The sequence below is a fragment of the Cereibacter azotoformans genome (assembly GCF_021391315.1).
GTDB classification, from domain to species: domain Bacteria; phylum Pseudomonadota; class Alphaproteobacteria; order Rhodobacterales; family Rhodobacteraceae; genus Cereibacter_A; species Cereibacter_A azotoformans.
The window spans coordinates 2,797,210-2,817,175 of the sequence record NZ_CP090021.1; the positions used below are offsets into that span (position 1 = coordinate 2,797,210).

Annotated in this window: 21 protein-coding genes and 1 riboswitch; of the genes, 5 read left to right on the forward strand and 16 right to left on the reverse strand. The window is 68.8% G+C overall.

Going from position 1 to position 19,966, the window contains the following annotated elements; genetic code table 11:
* Nucleotide 1: 1 nt before the first annotated feature.
* Nucleotides 2-1,339, forward strand: coding sequence for a cytochrome b (petB, locus tag LV780_RS14020; RefSeq protein WP_101339610.1), 1,338 nt, complete (start codon nucleotides 2-4; stop codon nucleotides 1,337-1,339).
* Nucleotides 1,340-1,356: 17 nt separating this feature from the next.
* Nucleotides 1,357-2,217 carry a cytochrome c1 gene (petC, locus tag LV780_RS14025; RefSeq protein ID WP_011909749.1) on the forward strand — a complete coding sequence of 287 codons (861 nt, stop codon included), beginning with the start codon at nucleotides 1,357-1,359 and terminating at the stop codon, nucleotides 2,215-2,217.
* Between the two features lie 63 nt (nucleotides 2,218-2,280).
* Here the strand turns inward: petC and LV780_RS14030 are convergent, their stop codons facing one another.
* The 3 genes from LV780_RS14030 to thiB are packed head-to-tail and all read right to left on the reverse strand — an operon-like array spanning nucleotide 2,281 to nucleotide 5,436.
* The gene (locus LV780_RS14030; protein WP_101339707.1) at nucleotides 2,281-2,976 is read right to left on the reverse strand and encodes a thiamine ABC transporter ATP-binding protein; all 696 of its coding nucleotides are present in this window, start codon (nucleotides 2,974-2,976) and stop codon (nucleotides 2,281-2,283) included.
* Nucleotides 2,963-4,477 (reverse strand): thiamine/thiamine pyrophosphate ABC transporter permease ThiP, encoded by a 1,515-nt coding sequence (locus LV780_RS14035; protein ID WP_108220925.1) that lies wholly within the window; start codon nucleotides 4,475-4,477, stop codon nucleotides 2,963-2,965. The genes LV780_RS14030 and LV780_RS14035 overlap by 14 nt, the downstream gene beginning before the upstream one ends.
* On the reverse strand, nucleotides 4,453-5,436 hold the full coding sequence (thiB, locus tag LV780_RS14040) for a thiamine ABC transporter substrate binding subunit (protein WP_108220924.1): 984 nt from the start codon (nucleotides 5,434-5,436) through the stop codon (nucleotides 4,453-4,455). Before thiB ends, LV780_RS14035 begins: the two co-directional genes overlap by 25 nt.
* Nucleotides 5,437-5,470: 34 nt before the next feature.
* A riboswitch (TPP riboswitch) is annotated at nucleotides 5,471-5,570 on the reverse strand.
* 113 nt (nucleotides 5,571-5,683) lie between these two features.
* Here thiB and aroC point away from each other — a divergent pair.
* Nucleotides 5,684-6,790, forward strand: coding sequence for a chorismate synthase (aroC, locus tag LV780_RS14045; protein WP_108220923.1), 1,107 nt, complete (start codon nucleotides 5,684-5,686; stop codon nucleotides 6,788-6,790).
* Here aroC and LV780_RS14050 read toward each other — a convergent pair.
* From LV780_RS14050 to LV780_RS14060, 3 genes are all read right to left on the reverse strand, one after another.
* Entirely contained in the window at nucleotides 6,787-7,668 is an 882-nt protein-coding gene (locus LV780_RS14050) for a DMT family transporter (protein WP_108220922.1), read from the reverse strand. The genes aroC and LV780_RS14050 overlap by 4 nt on opposite strands.
* A gap of 72 nt (nucleotides 7,669-7,740) precedes the next feature.
* A complete protein-coding gene (locus LV780_RS14055) occupies nucleotides 7,741-8,028 on the reverse strand; it encodes an HU family DNA-binding protein (protein ID WP_108220921.1) in 288 nt (95 codons plus the stop codon).
* Between the two features lie 129 nt (nucleotides 8,029-8,157).
* The gene (locus LV780_RS14060) at nucleotides 8,158-9,636 is read right to left on the reverse strand and encodes an AMP nucleosidase (RefSeq protein WP_101339615.1); all 1,479 of its coding nucleotides are present in this window, start codon (nucleotides 9,634-9,636) and stop codon (nucleotides 8,158-8,160) included.
* A gap of 134 nt (nucleotides 9,637-9,770) precedes the next feature.
* On the opposite strand from LV780_RS14060, the gene LV780_RS14065 reads away from it, so the two are divergent.
* The gene (locus LV780_RS14065) at nucleotides 9,771-10,610 is read left to right on the forward strand and encodes an SDR family oxidoreductase (protein ID WP_101339616.1); all 840 of its coding nucleotides are present in this window, start codon (nucleotides 9,771-9,773) and stop codon (nucleotides 10,608-10,610) included.
* A gap of 37 nt (nucleotides 10,611-10,647) precedes the next feature.
* Here LV780_RS14065 and dxs read toward each other — a convergent pair whose 3' ends face one another.
* The 6 genes from dxs to LV780_RS14095 form a co-directional block, all read right to left on the reverse strand.
* Complete coding sequence (gene dxs / locus LV780_RS14070; RefSeq protein WP_011909740.1) at nucleotides 10,648-12,561, reverse strand: 1-deoxy-D-xylulose-5-phosphate synthase; 1,914 nt, start codon at nucleotides 12,559-12,561, stop codon at nucleotides 10,648-10,650.
* A 9-nt stretch (nucleotides 12,562-12,570) separates the two neighbouring features.
* Nucleotides 12,571-13,440 carry a polyprenyl synthetase family protein gene (locus tag LV780_RS14075; RefSeq protein ID WP_108220920.1) on the reverse strand — a complete coding sequence of 290 codons (870 nt, stop codon included), beginning with the start codon at nucleotides 13,438-13,440 and terminating at the stop codon, nucleotides 12,571-12,573.
* Nucleotides 13,437-13,676: an exodeoxyribonuclease VII small subunit gene (locus LV780_RS14080; RefSeq protein WP_011909738.1), complete on the reverse strand. Its 240-nt coding sequence runs from the start codon at nucleotides 13,674-13,676 to the stop codon at nucleotides 13,437-13,439. The genes LV780_RS14075 and LV780_RS14080 overlap by 4 nt, the downstream gene beginning before the upstream one ends.
* Nucleotides 13,673-14,596, reverse strand: coding sequence for a histone deacetylase family protein (locus LV780_RS14085; protein WP_108220919.1), 924 nt, complete (start codon nucleotides 14,594-14,596; stop codon nucleotides 13,673-13,675). The genes LV780_RS14080 and LV780_RS14085 overlap by 4 nt, the downstream gene beginning before the upstream one ends.
* A gap of 114 nt (nucleotides 14,597-14,710) precedes the next feature.
* Complete coding sequence (locus LV780_RS14090) at nucleotides 14,711-15,409, reverse strand: response regulator (protein WP_011909736.1); 699 nt, start codon at nucleotides 15,407-15,409, stop codon at nucleotides 14,711-14,713.
* Entirely contained in the window at nucleotides 15,406-15,915 is a 510-nt protein-coding gene (locus LV780_RS14095; RefSeq protein WP_011909735.1) for a MarR family winged helix-turn-helix transcriptional regulator, read from the reverse strand. Before LV780_RS14095 ends, LV780_RS14090 begins: the two co-directional genes overlap by 4 nt.
* 154 nt (nucleotides 15,916-16,069) lie before the next feature.
* On the opposite strand from LV780_RS14095, the gene LV780_RS14100 reads away from it, so the two are divergent.
* Nucleotides 16,070-16,936, forward strand: a complete 867-nt coding sequence (locus LV780_RS14100) for a branched-chain amino acid aminotransferase (protein WP_108220918.1) — start codon at nucleotides 16,070-16,072, stop codon at nucleotides 16,934-16,936.
* An 82-nt stretch (nucleotides 16,937-17,018) separates the two neighbouring features.
* On the opposite strand, the gene LV780_RS14105 is transcribed toward LV780_RS14100, so the two are convergent.
* The 4 genes from LV780_RS14105 to mtgA form a co-directional block, all read right to left on the reverse strand.
* The gene (locus tag LV780_RS14105; RefSeq protein WP_011909733.1) at nucleotides 17,019-17,189 is read right to left on the reverse strand and encodes a hypothetical protein; all 171 of its coding nucleotides are present in this window, start codon (nucleotides 17,187-17,189) and stop codon (nucleotides 17,019-17,021) included.
* An 80-nt stretch (nucleotides 17,190-17,269) separates the two neighbouring features.
* A complete protein-coding gene (gene queG / locus LV780_RS14110) occupies nucleotides 17,270-18,301 on the reverse strand; it encodes a tRNA epoxyqueuosine(34) reductase QueG (protein ID WP_108220917.1) in 1,032 nt (343 codons plus the stop codon).
* Nucleotides 18,302-18,360: 59 nt separating this feature from the next.
* The gene (gene fzlA / locus LV780_RS14115; RefSeq protein WP_044248373.1) at nucleotides 18,361-19,026 is read right to left on the reverse strand and encodes an FtsZ-binding protein FzlA; all 666 of its coding nucleotides are present in this window, start codon (nucleotides 19,024-19,026) and stop codon (nucleotides 18,361-18,363) included.
* Between the two features lie 76 nt (nucleotides 19,027-19,102).
* Nucleotides 19,103-19,843: a monofunctional biosynthetic peptidoglycan transglycosylase gene (gene mtgA / locus LV780_RS14120; RefSeq protein ID WP_108220916.1), complete on the reverse strand. Its 741-nt coding sequence runs from the start codon at nucleotides 19,841-19,843 to the stop codon at nucleotides 19,103-19,105.
* Nucleotides 19,844-19,966 lie beyond the last annotated feature (123 nt).

Genomic DNA, 19,966 nt, shown 5'->3' on the forward strand with positions numbered 1-19,966 from the left:
CATGTCCGGAATCCCCCACGACCACTACGAGCCGCGGACAGGCATCGAGAAGTGGCTGCACCGCCGGCTGCCGATCGTGGCGCTGGCCTATGACACGATCATGATCCCCACACCCAAGAACCTGAACTGGATGTGGATCTGGGGTGTCGTGCTGGTGTTCTGCCTCGTGCTGCAGATCGTCACCGGCATCATTCTCGCGATGCACTACACCCCGCATGTCGATCTGGCCTTTGCCTCGGTCGAGCACATCATGCGCAACGTGAACGCCGGCCACATGATGCGCTACCTGCATGCCAACGGCGCCTCGCTGTTCTTCATCGCCGTCTATCTGCACATCTTCCGCGGCCTCTACTACGGCAGCTACAAGGCCCCGCGCGAGATCACCTGGATCGTCGGCATGCTGATCTACCTCGCGATGATGGCCACGGCCTTCATGGGCTATGTGCTTCCGTGGGGTCAGATGTCCTTCTGGGGCGCCACCGTGATCACCGGCCTCTTCGGCGCGATCCCGGGCATCGGCGCGCCGATCCAGACCTGGCTGCTCGGCGGCCCGGCGGTGGACAACGCGACGCTCAACCGCTTCTTCTCGCTGCACTATCTGCTGCCCTTCGTGATCGTCGCCCTCGTCGCGATCCACGTCTGGGCCTTCCATGCCACCGGCAACAACAACCCGACCGGCGTCGAAGTCCGCCGCACCTCCAAGGCGGAAGCCCAGAAGGACGCGCTTCCCTTCTGGCCCTACTTCATCATCAAGGACCTCTTCGCTCTCGCCGTCGTCCTGCTGGTGTTCTTCGCCATCGTCGGCTTCATGCCGAACTACCTCGGCCACCCCGACAACTACATCGAGGCCAACCCGCTCTCGACGCCGGCGCATATCGTGCCCGAATGGTACTTCCTGCCGTTCTACGCGATCCTGCGCGCCTTCACCGCCGACGTCTGGGTGGTGCAGATCGTCCAGTTCATCACCTTCGGCATCGTTGACGCCAAGTTCTTCGGCGTGCTCGCGATGTTCGGCGCGATCCTCGTGATGGCGCTGGTGCCGTGGCTTGACACCTCGCCGGTGCGGTCGGGCCGCTACCGCCCGATGTTCAAGATCTACTTCTGGCTTCTGGTCGTGGACTTCGTGGTGCTCACCTGGGTCGGCGCGCAGCAGACCGACTTCCCCTACGACTGGATCTCGCTGATCGCCTCGACCTACTGGTTCGCCTACTTCCTGGTGATCCTGCCGATCCTTGGCGCCATCGAGAAGCCGCTGGCCGCGCCCGCGACCATCGAGGAAGACTTCAACGCCCACTACTCGCCGGAAACCGGCGGCACGAAAACCGTCGTGGCCGAGTAAGGGAAAGGACAGTGACGATGATCCGGAAACTCACTCTCACAGCCGTCACGGCGCTCGCCCTTTCGGGCGGGGCTGCGATGGCGGCCGGTGGCGCCGGCCATATCGAGGATGTGGACTTCGTGTTCGAGGGCCCGTTCGGCACCTTCGACCAGCACCAGCTGCAACGCGGCCTTCAGGTCTATACCGAGGTCTGCTCGGCCTGCCACGGGCTGAAGTATGTCCCGATCCGCAGCCTCTCGGACAAGGGCGGCCCCGAGCTGCCCGAGGACCAGGTCCGGGCCTATGCCACCCAGTTCACGGTGGTGGATGCCGAGACCGGCGAGGACCGCGACGGCGCGCCGACCGACCACTTCCCGGTCTCGCAGCTTGAGAACGCGCCCGACCTCAGCCTGATGACGAAGTCGCGCGCGGGCTTCCACGGCCCGATGGGCACGGGTCTCAGCCAGCTCTTCAACGGGATGGGCGGGGCCGAGTACATGTTCTCGATCCTCACCGGCTACCCGGATGAGCCGCCGAAGTGCGCCATCGACAACGAACCCGACGGCTACTACTACAACCGCGTGTTCCAGAACGGCGCGGTGCCGGACAGCTGCAAGGATGCCAATGGCGTCAAGACCGTGGCCGGCAGCTGGATCGCCATGCCGCCTCCGCTCATGGATGATCTTGTGGAATATTCCGACGGCCACGATGCCAGCGTTCACGCGATGGCCGAAGATGTCTCGGCCTTCCTGATGTGGACGGCCGAGCCGAAGATGATGGCCCGCAAGCAGGCCGGCTTCACCGCCGTGATGTTCCTGACCGTCCTGTCCGTCCTGCTCTACCTGACGAACAAGCGGCTCTGGGCCGGCGTGAAGGGCAAGAAGAAGACCGAAGCCTGATCCCGCAACGGATCGACCCGAAGGCCCCGCTCGCGCGGGGCCTTCGGCATTTCAAGGGCCCGATCAGGTGCCGAGATAGTGCCGCAAAGCGGGCGGCGGATCGGCAAAGAGCGCCTCGGTCTCGCGCGGCGGCTGGGCGAGACCCTCCGCCACCAGCACCGTCCGCCCGGCAAAGCGGCGGGTATCCTCGGGATCGTGGGTCACCATCAGCACCGTGGCCTGCGTTTCGGCGGCGATCTCGGCCACCAGCGTCAGCATCTCGGACTTGAGCGCGGGACCAAGGGCGGCGAAGGGTTCGTCCAGCAAGAGGATCGGCCGCGCCCGGAGGAGGGCGCGGGCCAGCGCCGCCCTCCCCTGCTGGCCGCCCGACAGCCGCCCCGGCCGCGCATCGCCGAGTCCCGACAGACCGACACGCTCAAGCGCGGCCTCGATCCGCTCCCTGTCCCGCGGTCCGAGCCGCAGCCGCGGCGACAGGCCGAGCCCCAGGTTTTCGCGCAGCGTGAGGTGCGGGAAGAGGTTCTGATCCTGAAACAGGATGCTCACCGGCCGCTCGCCCGGGGCCATGGGCCCGAGATCACGGCCCTGCCAGAGCACCCTCCCCTCCGCCAACGCGACGAAGCCCGCGATCGCCATCAGCAGCGTGGACTTGCCCCCGCCGGACGGCCCGATCACGGCCAGACGCTCGCCCGCGGCCGCCTGCCAGTCGGCGCTGAGGGTGAAGCTGCCGAGCCGCACCCCCACCCGGTCAAGATGCAGCATGGCGGCCTCCACGGTCAAAGATCCAGAACAGGGCAAAGCTGGTCAGCACCAGAAGAAGCGCCGCTCCCGCCGCCTGCTCGAGCCGGTAGGCCCCCATCAGACGCTGAACCAAGAGCGGCAGCGTGGCGCCGCCTTCCCCCGCGAACAGCGCGATCACGCCAAGATCCCCCATCGCCAGCGCCGCCGAAACCCCCAACGCAAAGCCGAGCGGTCGCCGCAGCCGGGGCAGCGTCAGCCAACGGAGCCGTGCCAGCCCGCCCAGCCCCAGCGCCTGAGCAAGTCGCCCGTAATCGGCCTCGAGCGCGCGGGCCTCGGGCGCGAGGATGCGGTAGGCGAAGGGCAGCGACAGGACCGCATTGACCAGCATCGTCACCGGCAGCGCGACCAGCGTCGGATTCAGGAACGGATGGACGGCTAGGAACAGCCCGGTCCCGAGCACGAGCGACGAGGCCGCAAGCGGAAGCGTGGCCACCAGCCCGAATCGCGGAGAGGCCAGCGCCAGAACCAACGCCCCGGAGACGGACAGGAAGGCCGAAGGCAGCGCCACCGACAGCGACCGGCCGGCAGCCGCCCAGACTTCGGGCGGCAGCTGGAACAGTCCGGGCAGCCCGCGCGCCGCGACCATGGCCATCGGCAGAAGAAGAAAGGCGGCCGCTGCTGTCAACACGAGAGCATCCGCCACTCGGCGCCAGCCACGCGGCGCAAAGGGCACGGCGGCGCGATCAAGGCCCGCTCCGAAGGCCGAGGGCAGGGCCACGGCCCCCGTGGCGAGCACCGCCGCGCCACAGATCGTGAATTGCAGCGCGGCCAGCAAGGCCGCCCGCCCCAAGTCGAACTCGAAGCGGAGCGCCTGATAGATCGCAAGCTCCACCGTCGTGGCCCTCGGACCCCCGCCCAGCGTCAGGGCGACGGCAAAGCTTGACAGGCAGATCACGAAGACCACGAGCACCACGCCCGGCAGCACCTCGCGCAGCATCGGCCGCTCGAGGTGCCGCGCGACGTCGGACGGGCCGAACCCCAGCGCCGCCGCGAGGCGGAACCGCTCGGATGGAATGGCGAGCCACCCCTGCAGGATCAGCCGGACGGCGAAGGGCATGTTGAAGAAGACATGCGCCAGCACCACCCCATGCAGCCCGTAGATCGAGAGGGGCGCCAGGCCCAGCGCCTCGAACCCGCGATTGAACAGGCCGGCCCGGCCGAAGACCGCGATGATCCCCAGCACGGCGACAATGACCGGCAGCAGGAAGGGCGCGCCCAGAAGCGCGATCATCAGCCCGCGGCCCGGAAAGCTGCGCCGCGCCAGCGCCCGCGCCACCGGAACGGCGAGCAGCACCGACACGAGGGACGAAAGCGCCGCCTGCAGGATCGTGAAGCGCAGCGCGGCCCAGTCGGCAGCCCCCAGCGCGCCGCCGCCCGCCCGCGCCATCACCAGCGCGAGCGGCCCCAGCGTCAGCGCGGCAAGGGCCGCGGCAACGATCAGCGCGCCAGCGCGTCTTGCCATTCGCGGAGGGCCTCCGGCCGCAGCGAGAGCGCCTCATCGGCCGAGAGAAGCAGCGACACATCGGGCCGGACCAGCGTCTCGAACCCTTCGGGCAGCCCGCCGGCGGGCAACCTGGCCGGATACATCCAGTTGGTCGTGGGCAGCACCGACTGCACCGGCTCTTCGAGCAGGAAGGCGAGGAATCGGTCGGCCAGCTCGGGCTGGTCGGAGGCGGCGAGCTTGCCCGCCACCTCGACCTGCAGGTAGTGGCCCTCGCGGAAGGGGGCCGCGGCCTTGCTGTCATCCTCTTCGGCGATCAGGTGGTAGGCGGGCGAGGTCGTGTAGCTCAGCACCATGTCGGCCTCGCCCTCGAGGAAGAGACCATAGGCCTCGGACCATCCCGGCGTCACCGTCACGATATTGTCGGCCAGCGCACCCCAGATCTCGGGCGCGCGATCGCCGTAGGCCGCCTTCACCCACATCAGCAGGCCAAGGCCGGGGGTCGAGCTGCGCGGATCCTGAATGACGATCCGGGCGTCCGAGGCGGCAAGCTCCTCGAAGGAGCCCGGAACCTCGGCCATCTTGCGATCATGGACGAAGGCAAACCACCCCCAGTCGAAGGGCAGGAACAGGGGATCGTCCCACGCCACCGGCAGATCGACCTCGACCGCCGCGCCATGGGGGGCGAAAAGCCCCGTGGCCGCCGCCGCCGCCGTGAGGTTGGTATCGAGACCCACCACGACATCGGCCTCGCTCCGCGCCCCCTCGAGCTGGAGGCGCGCCAGCAGCGCCGCGCCGTCGCCCGCCGCCACGAAGCGCAGGTCGCAGCCGCAGACCTCCTCGAACGCCGTCTCGACGGCCGGGCCGGGGCCCCATTCCGAGGTGAAGCTGTCGTAGGTCAGCACGGTCAACACGGGGGTTTGCGCCGCGGCCACCCCGGCCGTCAGCACGAAACCCGCAGCAAGCATCGGAAACTTCATCTCATCCTCCTCTCACGACGCGGGCGGAACGGGATGAGGAGCCATGCACCTTCCCTCCGCCGGTCCTAACCGGGTCAGGTTCAACGGGTTCGCAGCGCGCGTCTCAGCCCTTGCAGGCACCCCGAGGTGCCCCCGACCATAGCGACGCGGCCTGCCGCCGCAACAGGAAAGCCGGCCCGCCCGCCAGAATCCGGTTCCCCGGCGGCCGCATCTGCCCTATGGCTCGGCCCAAACGGGGACAGACGTCATGAGCTTCAACACCTTCGGCCACATCTTCCGCGTCACCACCTGGGGCGAGAGCCACGGACCCGCGCTCGGCGCCACCGTGGACGGCTGCCCGCCCGGCATCGCCATCGACGCCGAGGCGATCCAGCATTGGCTGGACCGGCGCAAGCCGGGGCAGAACCGCTTCACCACCCAGCGGCAGGAGCCCGACGCGGTGCGGATCCTGTCGGGCACATTCGAGGGCCGTTCGACCGGCACGCCGATCCAACTCATGATCGAGAACACCGATCAGAGGTCCAAGGATTACGGCGAGATCGCCCAGAGCTTCCGCCCCGGCCATGCCGACATCACCTACCACTGGAAATACGGGCTGCGCGACTATCGCGGCGGCGGCCGGTCCTCGGCGCGCGAGACGGCGGCACGGGTGGCGGCCGGCGGGATCGCACGGGCGGCCCTGTCCGAGCTGGTGCCGGATCTGCGGATCGAGGGCTACATGGTGCAGATCGGCCCGCACGCCATCGACCGCAGCCGGTTCGACCGGGCCGAGATCGAGCGCAACCCCTTCTGGTGCCCCGACCCGGATACGGCCGCGCTCTGGTCCGATTATCTCGACGGGCTGCGCAAGGCGCATGACTCGGTGGGCGCCATCGTCGAGATCCGCGCCTCGGGCGTGCCTGCGGGGCTTGGCGCGCCGATCTACGGCAAGCTCGACAGCGACCTTGCCGCGGCGATGATGACGATCAACGCCGTGAAGGGCGTGGAGATCGGCGAGGGCATGGCGGCGGCCTGCCTCACCGGCAGCGAGAACGCCGACGAGATCCGCATGGGGGCGCATGGCCCCGAGTTCCTCTCGAACCACGCGGGCGGCATCCTCGGCGGCATCTCGACCGGGCAGGATGTGGTGGTGCGCTTTGCCGTGAAGCCCACCTCATCGATCCTGACGCCGCGGCGCTCGATCACGACCGACGGCCGCGAGGTGGAGGTGGTGACCAAGGGCCGGCATGATCCCTGCGTGGGCATCCGCGCGGTGCCGGTGGGCGAGGCGATGATGGCCTGCGTTCTGCTCGACCACCTGCTCCTCGACCGTGGCCAGACGGGCGGCCTGCGCGGCCCGATCGGCGAAGCCTAGCGCCGAGCGGCCTCAGGCACGCGCGACAGCTGCACGGCAAGGATGCCCGCGGCGATCACGACGACGCCGACCGCGTCCCAGACCCCCATCCGTTCGCCCAGAAGCACCGCCGCCACGGCCACGCCGAAGAACGGGTTGAGGAAGTGGAAGGTGGCGGCCCGCACCGCCCCGATCCGGCCCACGAGGAGAAACCAGACCCAGGTCGCGAGCAACCCCGGCACGAGGGTCGTGTAGGCGAAGGCCGCAAGAAGGCTGAGACTCCAGGCAACCTCGAGCGGGGTCTCAATCGCAAGCGCCACGGGGGCGAGCGCGGCCGAGCCCACCAGCATCTGCAGCCCCACGATGATCAGCAGGTTGCCCCCCGACGAGGCCACCCGGACCGTGAGCGTCGCCGCCGTCAGGGCGATCACCCCCACGACGCAGAGGAGGAAGCCGAGCCCGTCCTCGCCACCCGAGAGCCGCGTGCCCATGATCATCACCACGCCCGTCATTCCCGCAAGCAGCCCCAGCGCCGTCAGCGGCCGCAGCCGCTCGTGCAGGAAGATCCAGCCCGCCAGCGCCACCAGCAGCGGCATGATCGAGGCCACGATCGCGGCAAAGCTGGCGCTGACCCAGCGCATCGCGACGAAGTTGAGCCCGAGGTAGAGCGCGTTCTGGCACAGGCCAAAGATCACCACGCCGCGCCACTGCGCGGGCGTCAGCCGGGCCGACTGGCCAAGCGCCGCACCGATGGCCAGCGCGATGAGCCCCGAGACGAGAAAGCGCAGCGACAGGGCGCTCAGGGGCGGCGCATGGGCCACGATGATCCGCGCCGAGGCGAAGGCCGAGGACCACATGAAGGCGAAGGCCAGGCCCATTCCGATGCTGCGCAGATCCATCCCGCTCCCCCCATGAAAAAAGGGCCGCCGACAGGCGACCCTCGGATGGCTGCCAAGGCCGAGCCCGAAGGATCAGGCGTTCACGCTGTCCTTCAGCGCCTTGGCGATCGTGAATTTCACCTGCTTGTCGGCGGCCTTGGTCACCTGCTCGCCGGTGGCGGGGTTGCGCACCTGACGCTCGGGCCGCTCGCGGCAGACGACCTTGCCGAGGCCCGGCAGCGTGACCGCGCCGCCGGCGGCCACTTGGCGGGCCACGATGGACGCGATCGCGTCGAGAGCCGCATTGGCCGTCTTCTTGTCCGCGCCCATCTCGTCAGCGAGTGTCGCCACGAGCTGCGTCTTGGTCATCGGTTTCGACATGAGAGTCTCCTGGTCTTGCCCCGCTGGACGCGGGGTCTGTTCCTGCCTCGGGGGGCTAATGCAAGGGCTACACCTTGTTTTGCAGCACAAATCAAGCCCTATTCCCGGCCTGCCCCCGCGTCAACACGCCTAGAGGAAAGCGGTTTCCTCGAAGCTGCGCAACTTTCGGCTGTGGATGCGTTCGATCGGCGTCTCACGCAACATTTCCATCGCGCGAATCCCGATGCGCAGGTGGCGGGCAACCTGCGTGCGGTAGAAATCGCTGGCCATGCCGGGCAGCTTCAGCTCGCCATGGAGCGGCTTGTCGGACACGCAGAGCAGCGTGCCGTAGGGCACCCGGAAGCGGAAGCCGTTGGCCGCGATCGTCGCGCTTTCCATGTCGAGCGCCACCGCCCGGCTCTGGCTCAGCCGCTGCACCGGCCCGGACTGGTCGCGCAACTCCCAGTTGCGGTTGTCGATCGTGGCGACGGTGCCCGTCCGCATGATGCGCTTCAGCTCGTAGCCCTGAAGCTGGGTCACCTCCTCGACCGCATCCTCGAGCGCGATCTGGATCTCGGCCAGCGCCGGGATCGGCACCCACACCGGAAGGTCATCGTCCAGGACGTGATCCTCGCGCAGATAGGCATGGGCCAGCACGAAATCCCCAAGGCTCTGCGAGTTCCGCAGGCCCGCGCAATGGCCCACCATCAGCCAGGCATGGGGCCGCAGGACCGCGATATGGTCGGTCGCGGTCTTGGCGTTCGAGGGGCCGACGCCGATGTTGACCAGCGTGATCCCCTGCCCGTCCGGCCGCTTGAGGTGGTAGGTCGGCATCTGCGGCAGGCGCGGCAGCAGGACGAGCGGCGTTTCGGGATCGGTGATCTCCTGATCGCCCGGCCCCACGAAGGCGCTGTAGCCGGAGTTCGGATCCGCAAGGGCCGCCCGCCCGATGGCCTCGAACTCGTCCACATAGAACTGGTAGTTGGTGAAGAGGACGTGGTTCTGGAAGTGGCGCGGATTGGTCGCCGTGTAATGCGTGAGCCGCGCAAGTGAGTAATCCACCCGCTGCGCCGTGAAGGGCGCCAGCGGCAGCGAGCCGTCGGGATGGCTGAGGCGCGAGCCGTTCACGATGTCGTCGTTGGTGGTCGCCAGATCGGGCACGTCGAACACGTCGCGCAGCGGGAACGACAGCACGCCGTCCTGCGGGACGGCGACCGAGGGATCGTTCGCCACCGCGAAATGCACCGGCATGGGCGTCGCCGACACGCCGATCTCGACCGGCACGCCGTGGTTCTGCATCAGCAGCCCGATCTGCTGGATCAGGTAGTTGCGGAACAGGTCGGGCCGCGTCACGGTCGTCGAATAGGTGCCGGGCTCGGCGACATGGCCGAAGCTCAGCCGGCTGTCGGCGCGGGTGAAGCTGGTGGTCGTCAGGCGGATCTCGGGATAGTAGGCCCGCACGCGCGAGGCGGGACGGCCCGAGGCGGCGGCGGCGCTGAAATGGCCCGACAGGAAGCGGGTGGACAGGGCGTAGATCTCCTCCAGCCGCCGGACCGCCTCGGCGGGGTCCGTGAAGCTCTCGGGGGCAGGCACATCGGGCACGAGTAGGGGAAGGGGCGCGTCGGTCACGGATCTGTCTCTTTCTGTCGCTGCCTCGCCGAAGGATGCGCAGGCTCATCGGCGGGGATCAAGCCTCTCCGCACCGGCGAGGGCGGACCCGTTCTCCTCTTGCGGCCCGCACCGGCCCTGCGGATAGTGGCGGCATGAAGACGTTGCTTTCCCTCGGACATGGCTATTCGGCGCAGGCGCTTGCGCGCCGGCTTCTTCCCGCCGGCTGGCGGGTGATCGGCACCACGCGGAGCGCGGCCAAGGCCGATGCCCTGCGCGCACAGGGCATCGAGCCGCTGCTCTGGCCCGGCGACCCCGGCCCGGCCCTCGCTCAGGCCACCCACATCCTCGCCTCGGCCGCCCCGGGCCCGGAGGGCGATCCGTTCCTCGCCACTCACGCTTCGCGAATGGCCGAGGCCCGGCCGGAGTGGGTGGGCTACCTCTCGACCACGGGCGTCTATGGCGACCATCAGGGCGGCTGGGTGGATGAGGACACCGCCCTCACCCCCTCGACCGAACGCGGCCGGTCCCGTGTCGCGGCCGAGCGCCAGTGGCAGGCGCTGGGTCTGCCGCTCCATATCTTCCGGCTTGCGGGGATCTACGGCCCCGGACGCGGCCCGTTCGAGAAGGTCCGCGACGGGACGGCGCGCCGCATCGTGAAGCCGGGGCAGGTCTTCAGCCGCATCCATGTCGAGGACATCGCGCAGGTTCTGGAGGCCTCGATCCGGCATCCCGAGCCGGGCGCGATCTACAATGTCTGCGACGACGATCCGGCGCCGCCCGAGGATGTGCTGGGCTATGCGGCCGAATTGATCGGCCTGCCTCCTCCGCCCGAGGTGCCCTATGACGAGGCCGAGATGACGCCGATGGCGCGCAGCTTCTACGCCGAATCCAAGAGGGTGCGGAACGATCGGATCAAGGAACGGCTGGGGGTCCGCCTCATCCATCCCGATTACCGCTCGGGGCTGCGCGCCCTTCTCGCGACGGGCGGCTGAACGGAAGGGGCCCCGCCCGGCGGGGCCCTGCCCGGGGTCAGGCGCGTCGGGCCAGAACCTCCACACCCAGCGTTTCCAAGGCCTTGCGCTCGATGTCGGCGGCGTTCAGGCCCGCCGTGGCATACATGGCCTCGGCGCTGTTGTGGTCGATGAACGTGTCGGGCAGCACCATCGAGCGGTAGCGGAAGCCGCGGTCGAAGACTCCCGCCTCGGCCAGAAGCTGCGCCACATGGCTGCCGAAGCCGCCGATGGCGCCTTCCTCGATGGTGATCAGCGCCTCGTGATGGGCGGCCAGCTGCAGGATCAGGTCGCGGTCGAGCGGCTTGGCAAAGCGCGCATCCGCCACCGTGGGCGAGATCCCGCGCGCCGCCAGCGCCTCGGCGGCCACCTGCACTTCCGACAGGCGGGTGCCGAAGGACAGGAGCGCGATCCGCGTGCCCTCGCTCACCACCCGGCCGCGGCCGATCTGGAGCGGCACGCCCTTCGCCGGCATCTCGACCCCCACGCCATCGCCGCGCGGGTAGCGGAAGGCGATGGGCCCCTCGTCGTGGGCGGCGGCGGTGGCGACCATATGGACAAGCTCGGCCTCATCGGCGGCGGCCATCACCACGATGCCGGGCAGGTTCGACAGGAAGGCCACGTCGAACGAGCCCGCATGGGTGGCGCCGTCCGCGCCCACCAGCCCCGCCCGGTCGATGGCGAAGCGCACCGGCAGGCGCTGGATCGCCACGTCATGCACGATCTGGTCGTAGCCGCGCTGCAGGAACGTGGAATAGATCGCGCAGAAGGGCCGCATCCCGCCCGCCGCAAGGCCGGCCGAGAAGGTGACGGCGTGCTGCTCGGCAATCCCAACGTCAAAGATCCGCTTGGGGAAACGGTCCGCGAAGAGGTTGAGCCCCGTCCCGTCCGGCATGGCGGCGGTCACGGCGCAGATGCGCTCGTCCACCTCGGCCTCCTTGATGAGGCTCTGGGCGAAGACCTTGGTGTAGGAGGGCGCGTTCGAGACCGGCTTGACCTGCGCGCCGGTCAGGACGTTGAACTTGTTCGTGGCATGGCCGCGATCGCGCGCGGCCTCGGCGGGCGCGTAGCCTTTGCCCTTCTTCGTGATCACGTGAATGAGAACCGGCGCGCTCGCGCGTTGCTTGACCGTGCGCAGCACCGGCAGAAGCTGGTCGAGATCGTGCCCGTCGATGGGCCCGACGTAGGAGAAGCCCAACTCCTCGAACAGCGTGCCGCCGACGGTCACGCTCTTAAGCATCTCCTTGGCGCGGCGCGCGCCCTCCTGGAACGGTTCGGGCAGAAGGCCAAGCGCGCCCTTGGCGGCGGCCTTGAAGTCCTGGAACGGCGCACCCGCATAGAGCCGCGACAGATAGGACGAGAGCGCCCCCACCGGCGGAGCGATGCTCATCTCGTTGTCGTTCAGGATCACGATCACGCGGTTCTTCAGGTGGCCGCCGTGGTTCAGCGCCTCGAAGGCCATGCCGGCCGACATCGAGCCGTCGCCAATGATCGCCACCGCATCGCCCGTGTCGCCGCCCAGCTCGCGCGCGGCGGCAAAGCCCACCGCGGCCGAGATCGAGGTCGAGGAATGGCCCGCGCCGAAGCAGTCATAGGGGCTTTCCGACCGTTTGGTGAAGCCCGAGAGGCCCCCGCCCTGCCGCAGCGTGCGGATGCGGTCGCGCCGGCCGGTCAGGATCTTGTGAGGATAGCACTGATGCCCCACATCCCAGATGATCTTGTCGCGCGGCGCGTCGAAGACCGCATGGAGCGCGACGGTCAGCTCCACCACGCCGAGGCCCGCGCCGAGATGCCCCCCCGTCACCGACACGGCCGAGATGGTCTCGGCCCGCAACTCGTCGGCGAGGTTGCGCAGCTCACGGTCCGTGAGGCCCTTCATGTCGACCGGAAGCGTCACCCGGTCGAGCGTCGGCGTGCAGGGTCTGTCGGTCATCGTCTTCCTTCAGCTTTCACGCGATATGACGAAGCGCGCGGCCTCGATCAATGTTCCTGCCTCTGGCCCATAGGGGGCAAGCGCCGCCTCGGCCTCCTCCACCAGAGCACGCGCGCGCGCCTTGGCGCCCTCGAGCCCGAGCAGCGACACGAACGTGGCCTTGCCGGCCTCGGCATCCTTCTGGAGCCGCTTGCCCGCCTTGTCCGCATCGCCCTCGACGTCGAGAATGTCGTCCGCGATCTGGAACGCAAGCCCGAGCGCCGTGGCGTATCGGCGCAGTGGCCCCGTGTCCGCCTGCCCCAGGATGGCGCCCGCTTCGGCAGACCAGCGGATCAGCGCCCCCGTCTTGCCCGCCTGCAGATGGGTGATCTGTTCGAGCGTCAGGGGAACGGCCGCCGTCTCGGCGGCAATGTCGAGCGCCTGGCCCAGCACCATGCCCTCGGCCCCCGAGGCCCTGGCGAGCGTCTCGACCAGGCGGATCCGCACCTCGGCCGGGCCCAGCGCCGGATCGGCCAGCAACTCGAAGGCCAGCGTCTGCAGCGCGTCGCCCGCAAGGACAGCGGTGCATTCGTCCCATTTCCGGTGCACCGTCGGCAGGCCGCGGCGCAGGTCGTCATCGTCCATGCAGGGCATGTCGTCATGCACGAGGCTGTAGGCGTGCAGGGCCTCGATCGACGCCGCGGCGCTTACCGCCGCCTCGGGCGCGATCCCGTGCAGGCGCGCGGACTCGAGCACGAGGAATCCCCGCAGCCGCTTGCCGCCCTGCACCGCGTAGCGCATGGCATGAACCACCGGCAGCTCCTCGCGATCCGCCAGCGCCGCGTCAAGCCGCGCCTGCACCCGCGCGGCCGCATCCGTCAAAGCCTTGGAAAAGCTCACAATCCCTCCGCCGGAACCGTCCCCGTCGCGCGACCTTCGGCGGCGCGGATCAGTTCCACCTTGTCCTCGGCATCCTTCAGCTTCTGCGCGCAATGCGCCTTGAGCGCCGAGCCGCGCTCGTAGAGGCGGATGGAGTCGTCCAGCGGCACGTCACCCTTCTCCAAGGCCGTGACAACCGCCTCCAGCGCGGCCATCGCCTCTTCGAATGTCATCTCTGCCACTGCTTTTTCCGTCATGCGCTCCGCTCCAGAAGGACGCCCACATGCGCCGCGCTGCTCGCGGCGAGGGCAGCCAGATCATATCCGCCCTCGAGTGTCGATACCACCCGCCCGCCGCATGACGCCGCAGCCAGATCGCACAGGCGCCCGGTGAGCCAGCGGAAATCCTCCTCGCGCCAGTTGAGGTTGGCCAGCGGGTCGGCGGCATGGGCGTCGAAACCCGCCGAGATCAGGATCAGTTCGGGCTGCCAGTCCTCGATGCGCCGGAAGGCCGCCTCCCAGGCCTCGCGCATCTCGGCGCTCCCGCTGCCCGGGGCAAGCGGCAGGTTCAGGATCTGCCCGTGCGCGCCACGTTCGTCCACGGCTCCCGTTCCCGGATAGAGCGGCATCTGGTGGCTCGAGACGAACAGGGCCCGCCCCTCGTCCCACAGCAGGTCCTGCGTGCCGTTGCCGTGATGGACGTCGAAATCCACCACCGCAACCCGCCCCAGACCGTGATGGTCAAGCGCGCGCCTGGCCGCAATGGCCACGCTGCCAAAGAGGCAGAAGCCCATCGGCTTCTCGCGTTCCGCATGGTGGCCGGGCGGGCGGCAGCCGACGAAGGCCGAAGAGGCCTCGCCCGCCAGCACCAGATCGACCGCGGCACAGGTGCCGCCGACGGCGCGCATCGCCGCCTCGAACGAGCCCGGCGACATCCAGGTGTCGGGATCCAGTCCGACGATGCCTTCGACGGGCTCCGCACGGCGAATCCGGTCGAGATGGCTCTGCGGGTGACAGCGCAGCACCTCGGCGTCGGCGGCCATCGGCGCGTAGCGCCTCTCGAGTGGCAGCCCGTCGAGAGCCGCCTCCACCGCCGCCATGCGCTCGATCCGCTCGGGATGCCCCTCGGGCGTCACATGCCCTTCCGAGGCCGCGTGCGAAATCCAGACCACCGTCATGCCGTTCCCTCCCATGTCCGCTGCCCGAGCCTGCGGGGAAAGCGCCGGCATCTCAAGCGCGACGAAGGGAGGCCCGGTCATTCGCGCTTCGCGAATGACCGGCCGGCTGCCGCGTCAGTCCGGCGCGAGCATGTAGCCCGAGCCGCGGACGGTCTGAAGATAGCGCGGCTGCCGCGGATCGACCTCGATCTTCCGGCGGAGGCGGGTGATCTGCACATCCACCGCGCGTTCCTGGCTCTGGCCCTCGTCGCGACCGAGGTCCCCCACCAGCCGCTCGCGGCTCACCGCTTCGCCGGGCTGCGCCGCAAAGATCCGCATCAGCGCAGCCTCGGTCGCCGTCAGCCGCACCGGCTCCGTGCCGCGCCAAAGCTCGCCCCGCTCCAGATCGTAGCGCACGTCGCCCAGATGCAGCACCTTCGGCCCCAGCTCCGGCCGCGCCGACGGCACACGCCGCAGGATCGCGTTGATCCTGAGCAGCAGTTCCTTCGGCTCGAACGGCTTGGCCAGATAGTCGTCCGCCCCCGCCTCGAGCCCCTCGATCCGATGCGACGTCTCTCCCCGCGCCGTCAGCAGCAGGATCGGTGTCGCCAGATCCTCGCGCAGCGCGCGCGTCAGCGAGACGCCATCCTCGCCCGGCATCATCACATCAAGCACGATCAGATCGAACTCGAGCCCGTCGAGCAGCCGGCGCGCCTGCGCCGCATCCCGGGCGGAGGAGACGAGAAACCCGTTCCTGATCAGGAACTTCTGTAGAAGGCTCCGAATGCGCTCATCATCGTCCACCACCAGAAGATGCGCCTGCGGCTCGCTCACGCCCCACCCTCCTTCAGCGTTTGATACTGCCGACGCAACTCGGGATCCATCATCGCCTCCAGCACCTGCCGGAAGCCCTGAACCGCCGCGGGCCCCGCCGCGCGGTAGGCGGCCCGCATCCGTGCGCGCTGCGCATCCGACAGCGCCCGCTCGAGGTCGGTCCCCTTCGGGGTGAGGTAGAGGTGTCGTTCGCGCTTGTCCACCCGCCCCACCCGGCTCTCGACAAGCCCGTCCTCGATCAGGGTCCGCAACACCCGGTTCAGGCTCTGCTTGGTGACGCCAAGGATCGAGAGCAGGTTGTTGACCGTCGTGCCCGGGCTGCGGTGGATGAAATGCATGGCCCGGTGGTGCGCCCGGCCATAGTCGAGATCGCCGAGGATCCTGTCGGGGTCGGCGGTGAAGCCGCGGTAGGCGAAGAACATCGCCTCGATGCCCTTCCTGAGCTGCTCATCCGTCAGGAACAGCAGCGACTCGCCGCCCCCCGGTCCCGGTCCGCCCTCCGCCATGGTCCGCCTCCTTTGTGCGGGCAGATTTTATGTCAGCCTTGTTGACTTTCCAAGACTCAACTGTTACCGAAGCCCCGTCATTTGCGCAACTTTATGCCCGATGCGGACCTATCTTGCGCAACTAATGCAAAGCGACTCGCGCAGGAGAGTGATCATGGCAGGATATGACGATCGGGACGGCAAGATCTGGATGGACGGCACTCTGGTGGAATGGCGTGAGGCGAAGGTCCATGTCCTGACCCACGCGCTGCACTATGCCTCGTCGGTCTTCGAAGGCGAGCGTTGCTACAACGGCCGGATCTTCAAGTCGGCGGAACATTCCGAGCGGCTGCGGACATCGGCCGAGCTTCTCGACATGACCCTGCCCTGGACGGTCGAGCAGATCGAAGAGGCCAAATACGCGACGCTGAAGGCCAACGGCCTGACCGACGCCTATGTGCGGGCGCTCGCCTGGCGCGGCGCGGGCGAGGACATGGGCGTGGCCTCCGCCCGCAACCCGATCCGCATGGCGGTCGCGGTCTGGTCGTGGGGCAACTACTATGGCGACGCCAAGTTCAAGGGCGCGAAGCTCGACATCTCGAAATGGAAGCGCCCCTCGCCCGAGACGATCCCCAGCGCGGCCAAGGCCTCGGGGCTCTACATGATCTGCACCATGTCCAAGCACGCGGCCGAGGCCAAGGGTTGCTCGGACGCGATGATGTTCGACTATCGCGGCTATGTGGCCGAGGCGACCGGCGCCAACATCTTCTTCGTCAAGGATGGCGAGGTGCACACCCCGCTGCCGGACGCGATCCTGAACGGGATCACCCGGCAGACCGTCATCGGGATGCTGCGCGACAAGGGCATCAAGGTGCACGAACGCTATATCGAAGCCTCGGAACTCGAGGGTTTCGAGCAGTGCTGGCTCACCGGCACCGCCGCCGAAGTCACGCCGGTCGGCCAGATCGGCGACTACAGCTTCGAGGTCGGCGCGCTAACGCGCGAGATCGCCACGGACTATGAGAAGCTCGTCCGCTCCTGACGCCAGACGGGGCCGGACCAGACGGGGCCGGAAACGAAAAGGGCGCACCCTCGGGTGCGCCCTCGACCCTTCCGTTAAGGGCTCAGGCCTCGCGGCCCCGCGCGATGCGCAGGAACTCGACCACCCGACGGTTCCCCATCGGCCGAGCCTCGTCGCGGTGCCAGAACGCGCGCGGGTTGCGCGCCAGCTTCAGGAAATTCTTCACCCGTCCGCCGTCCGAAGGGGTGCGCTTGTCAGCGAGGTGACGGCTCATGTCTGTCCTCCTTCAGTTTCCAGACGGCCTCAATATAGGGCGAGTCGGCTGAAGCACCAAGCAGAGTCGGCCAAGGACCGTCAGGCAAGCCGCCGCAGCGCCCAGGCCGCCGCCTCGGCCACGGCCGGATCGGGATCGGCCAGCAGCGCCTCGGCCGCGGGGCGCAGCGCCGGATCGCCGGAATTGCCGATGGCGTAGAGCACGTTGCGCACGAACCTGTCCCGCCCGATCCGCTTGACGGGGCTGCCCGCGAACCGGAGCCGAAACTCCGCATCGTCAAGCGCCGCCAGCTCCGCCAGCGGCGGCGCCCCCACGCGCGCGGCATAGCCGATCTCCGAGGCCGCCACCGCGAACTTGTTCCACGGGCAGGCCGCCAGGCAGTCGTCGCAGCCGTAGATCCGGTTGCCCATCCGCTCCCGCAGCTCCTCCGCCACCGGCCCGCGATGCTCGATCGTCAGGTAGGAGATGCACCGACGCGCATCGAGCTGGAACGGCGCCGGGAAGGCCCCGGTCGGACAGGCGTCGAGGCAGGCGCGGCACGAGCCGCAATGATCCCGCTCCGCCGCGTCGCGCGGCAGCTCGAGCGTGGTGAAGATCGCGCCCAGAAAGAACCAGTTGCCCAGCTCACGGCTCAGCAGGTTCGTGTGCTTGCCCTGCCAGCCTAGCCCCGCCGCCTGGGCAAGCGGCTTCTCCATCACCGGCGCCGTATCGACGAAGACCTTGATCTCGCATCCCGTCTCGGCCACCAGCCAACGCCCCAGCCGCTTGAGCCGCTTCTTGACGAGATCGTGGTAATCCCTGCCCTGCGCATAGACCGAGACGGCGCCGCGCCCGCGCTCCTCCAGCACCCGACGCGGATCCTCCGCCGGCGTGTATGGCTCGGCCAGCATGATGACCGAGCGCGCCTCGGGCCAGAGCGCCGCGGCGGATCCCCGCCAGGCCTCGCGCTCTTCCATCCAGCCCATCTGCCCGTGCCGCCCCGCCGCAAGAAAGGCCCGCAGCCGCCCCGCCGTCTCCGGCGTCGCATCGGGCGCGCAGATGCCGAGCCGCGCGAAGCCTTCTTCGCGCGCGCGCCCCTCCAGGCGCCCTCTCAGCGTCTCGTCACCGTTCATTCTGGCTCAAATATCCCACGGGGGGTGCGGGGGGCGTGAAGCCCCCCGCCCGGTTCCGTTCAGAAATCCAGATCCGCGTAATGCGCGGGCTGCGGAAAGCCCGGCACCTGATCGGCCAGCAGCGGCCGGAAGGCCGGGCGCGACTTGATCTTCGCATACCAGTCCTTGACCACCGCGTGCCGGTTCCAGTCCACGTCCGAGATATAGTCGAGGCAGGACAGATGCGCCGCGGCGGTGAAATCGGCCAGCGTCATGACGTCGCCCGCCAGCCAGCGCCGCTGGTCCAGCAGCCAGGCCATGTAATCGAGGTGATACTTGATCCGGTTCGAGCCGAACTTCACGTTCTTCGAATCCGGGTACCCCTGACCCATCAGCTTCTTGTTCACCCGCTCATAGAGCAGCTTCGAGGTCACCTCGTTGTGGAACTTGTCGTCGAACCAGGCGCAGAGGCGGCGCACCTCGAAGCGGCCGTCCACGTCGCGCGGCATGAGCGGCGGGTTCGGCGCGATCTCCTCGACATATTCGCAGATCGCCTGGCTTTCCGAGAGCACCTTGCTCTCCATGCGCAGCACCGGCACCTTTCCGGCCGGGTTGCGGCGCAGGAAGTCCGGCGACGGCTCCCAGTAGCGTTCCTCGATCAGCTCCACCTCGATCTTTTTCTCGGCAAGCGTCAGGCGGACCTTGCGGCAGAAGGGGGACAGCGGAACGTGATAGAGACGGTTCATCGCAAATGTCATCTTTCGAGGCCGGGAGCCTCCCTTCAATGCCGTGAAGGACGCCGGGATGCAATCCCGCACGCCTCTATTCGAAGCAGGCCGCCCGTCCGTCGCGCCGGATCGTGTTGGCGCCGTCGAGGATGGCAGCCGAGCGCCGGCGCACCACCGGCCCCGGATTCGAGGCCGAGCGCACCTTGGGATCGGGCAGGACCGCCGCCAGCCGAGCCGCCTGCTGCGCCGTCAGCCTCGCGGGCTCCACGCCGAAGTAATGTTCGGAAGCGGCGCGGATCCCGAACACGCCTTCATCGAACTCCGCCACGTTCAGATAGACCTCGAGAATGCGCCGTTTGCTCCAGATCGTCTCCACGAGCGGCGTCAGCATGGCCTCGAGCGCCTTGCGCGGCCAGCTCCGGCCTTGCCAGAGGAAGACGTTCTTCGTGACCTGCTGCGAGAGCGTCGAGGCGCCGCGGTTGCCCCCCGCGTTGATCGCGGCCCGGATGGCCGCCATGTCGAAACCCCAGTGCAGGCAGAAGTTGGCGTCCTCCGCCGCCACGACCGAGCGGGCCATCACCGGCGCGATCTCGTCCCAGTCGGCCCATTCATGATCGACGCTGCCGAGCCGGACGCTCTCGCTGATCATGTAGGGGGTGGCGGGCGGATTCACGAGGCCGAAGAACAGCACGAGCAGGATCGCCGACACCAGCGCCCACCCCGCACCCGTCAGCGCCCAGCGCCGCAGGCGGCGCGCCAGCAGCGGGGTGGGCGGCGCCTCGGGCTCGGGCGGAGGCGGAGTGGCCTTGCGACGGGTCGTCTTGCGCGCGGTCATGGTGCGACCTTGGACACGAACCGTCCCCACGGGTCAAGCGGGCCCGCATTCCGCAGGGCAGGGGCTACGATGGGTCGCGGCCGGAGGATGCAACGCCGCTCCGCGCCCTGTCCCGCCGCAGGG

Excerpts from the sequence above, each read along its gene's own strand:
- petB (WP_101339610.1), top strand. The coding sequence starts at position 2 with ATGTCCGGAATCCCCCACGACCACTACGAGCCGCGGACAGGCATCGAG.
- petC (WP_011909749.1), top strand. The coding sequence starts at position 1,357 with ATGATCCGGAAACTCACTCTCACAGCCGTCACGGCGCTCGCCCTTTCG.
- LV780_RS14030 (WP_101339707.1), bottom strand. The coding sequence starts at position 2,976 with ATGCTGCATCTTGACCGGGTGGGGGTGCGGCTCGGCAGCTTCACCCTC.
- LV780_RS14035 (WP_108220925.1), bottom strand. The coding sequence starts at position 4,477 with ATGGCAAGACGCGCTGGCGCGCTGATCGTTGCCGCGGCCCTTGCCGCG.
- thiB (WP_108220924.1), bottom strand. The coding sequence starts at position 5,436 with ATGAAGTTTCCGATGCTTGCTGCGGGTTTCGTGCTGACGGCCGGGGTG.
- aroC (WP_108220923.1), top strand. The coding sequence starts at position 5,684 with ATGAGCTTCAACACCTTCGGCCACATCTTCCGCGTCACCACCTGGGGC.
- LV780_RS14050 (WP_108220922.1), bottom strand. The coding sequence starts at position 7,668 with ATGGATCTGCGCAGCATCGGAATGGGCCTGGCCTTCGCCTTCATGTGG.
- LV780_RS14055 (WP_108220921.1), bottom strand. The coding sequence starts at position 8,028 with ATGTCGAAACCGATGACCAAGACGCAGCTCGTGGCGACACTCGCTGAC.
- LV780_RS14065 (WP_101339616.1), top strand. The coding sequence starts at position 9,771 with ATGAAGACGTTGCTTTCCCTCGGACATGGCTATTCGGCGCAGGCGCTT.
- dxs (WP_011909740.1), bottom strand. The coding sequence starts at position 12,561 with ATGACCGACAGACCCTGCACGCCGACGCTCGACCGGGTGACGCTTCCG.
- LV780_RS14080 (WP_011909738.1), bottom strand. The coding sequence starts at position 13,676 with ATGACGGAAAAAGCAGTGGCAGAGATGACATTCGAAGAGGCGATGGCC.
- LV780_RS14085 (WP_108220919.1), bottom strand. The coding sequence starts at position 14,596 with ATGACGGTGGTCTGGATTTCGCACGCGGCCTCGGAAGGGCATGTGACG.
- LV780_RS14095 (WP_011909735.1), bottom strand. The coding sequence starts at position 15,915 with ATGGCGGAGGGCGGACCGGGACCGGGGGGCGGCGAGTCGCTGCTGTTC.
- LV780_RS14100 (WP_108220918.1), top strand. The coding sequence starts at position 16,070 with ATGGCAGGATATGACGATCGGGACGGCAAGATCTGGATGGACGGCACT.
- LV780_RS14105 (WP_011909733.1), bottom strand. The coding sequence starts at position 17,189 with ATGAGCCGTCACCTCGCTGACAAGCGCACCCCTTCGGACGGCGGACGG.
- queG (WP_108220917.1), bottom strand. The coding sequence starts at position 18,301 with ATGAACGGTGACGAGACGCTGAGAGGGCGCCTGGAGGGGCGCGCGCGC.
- fzlA (WP_044248373.1), bottom strand. The coding sequence starts at position 19,026 with ATGAACCGTCTCTATCACGTTCCGCTGTCCCCCTTCTGCCGCAAGGTC.
- mtgA (WP_108220916.1), bottom strand. The coding sequence starts at position 19,843 with ATGACCGCGCGCAAGACGACCCGTCGCAAGGCCACTCCGCCTCCGCCC.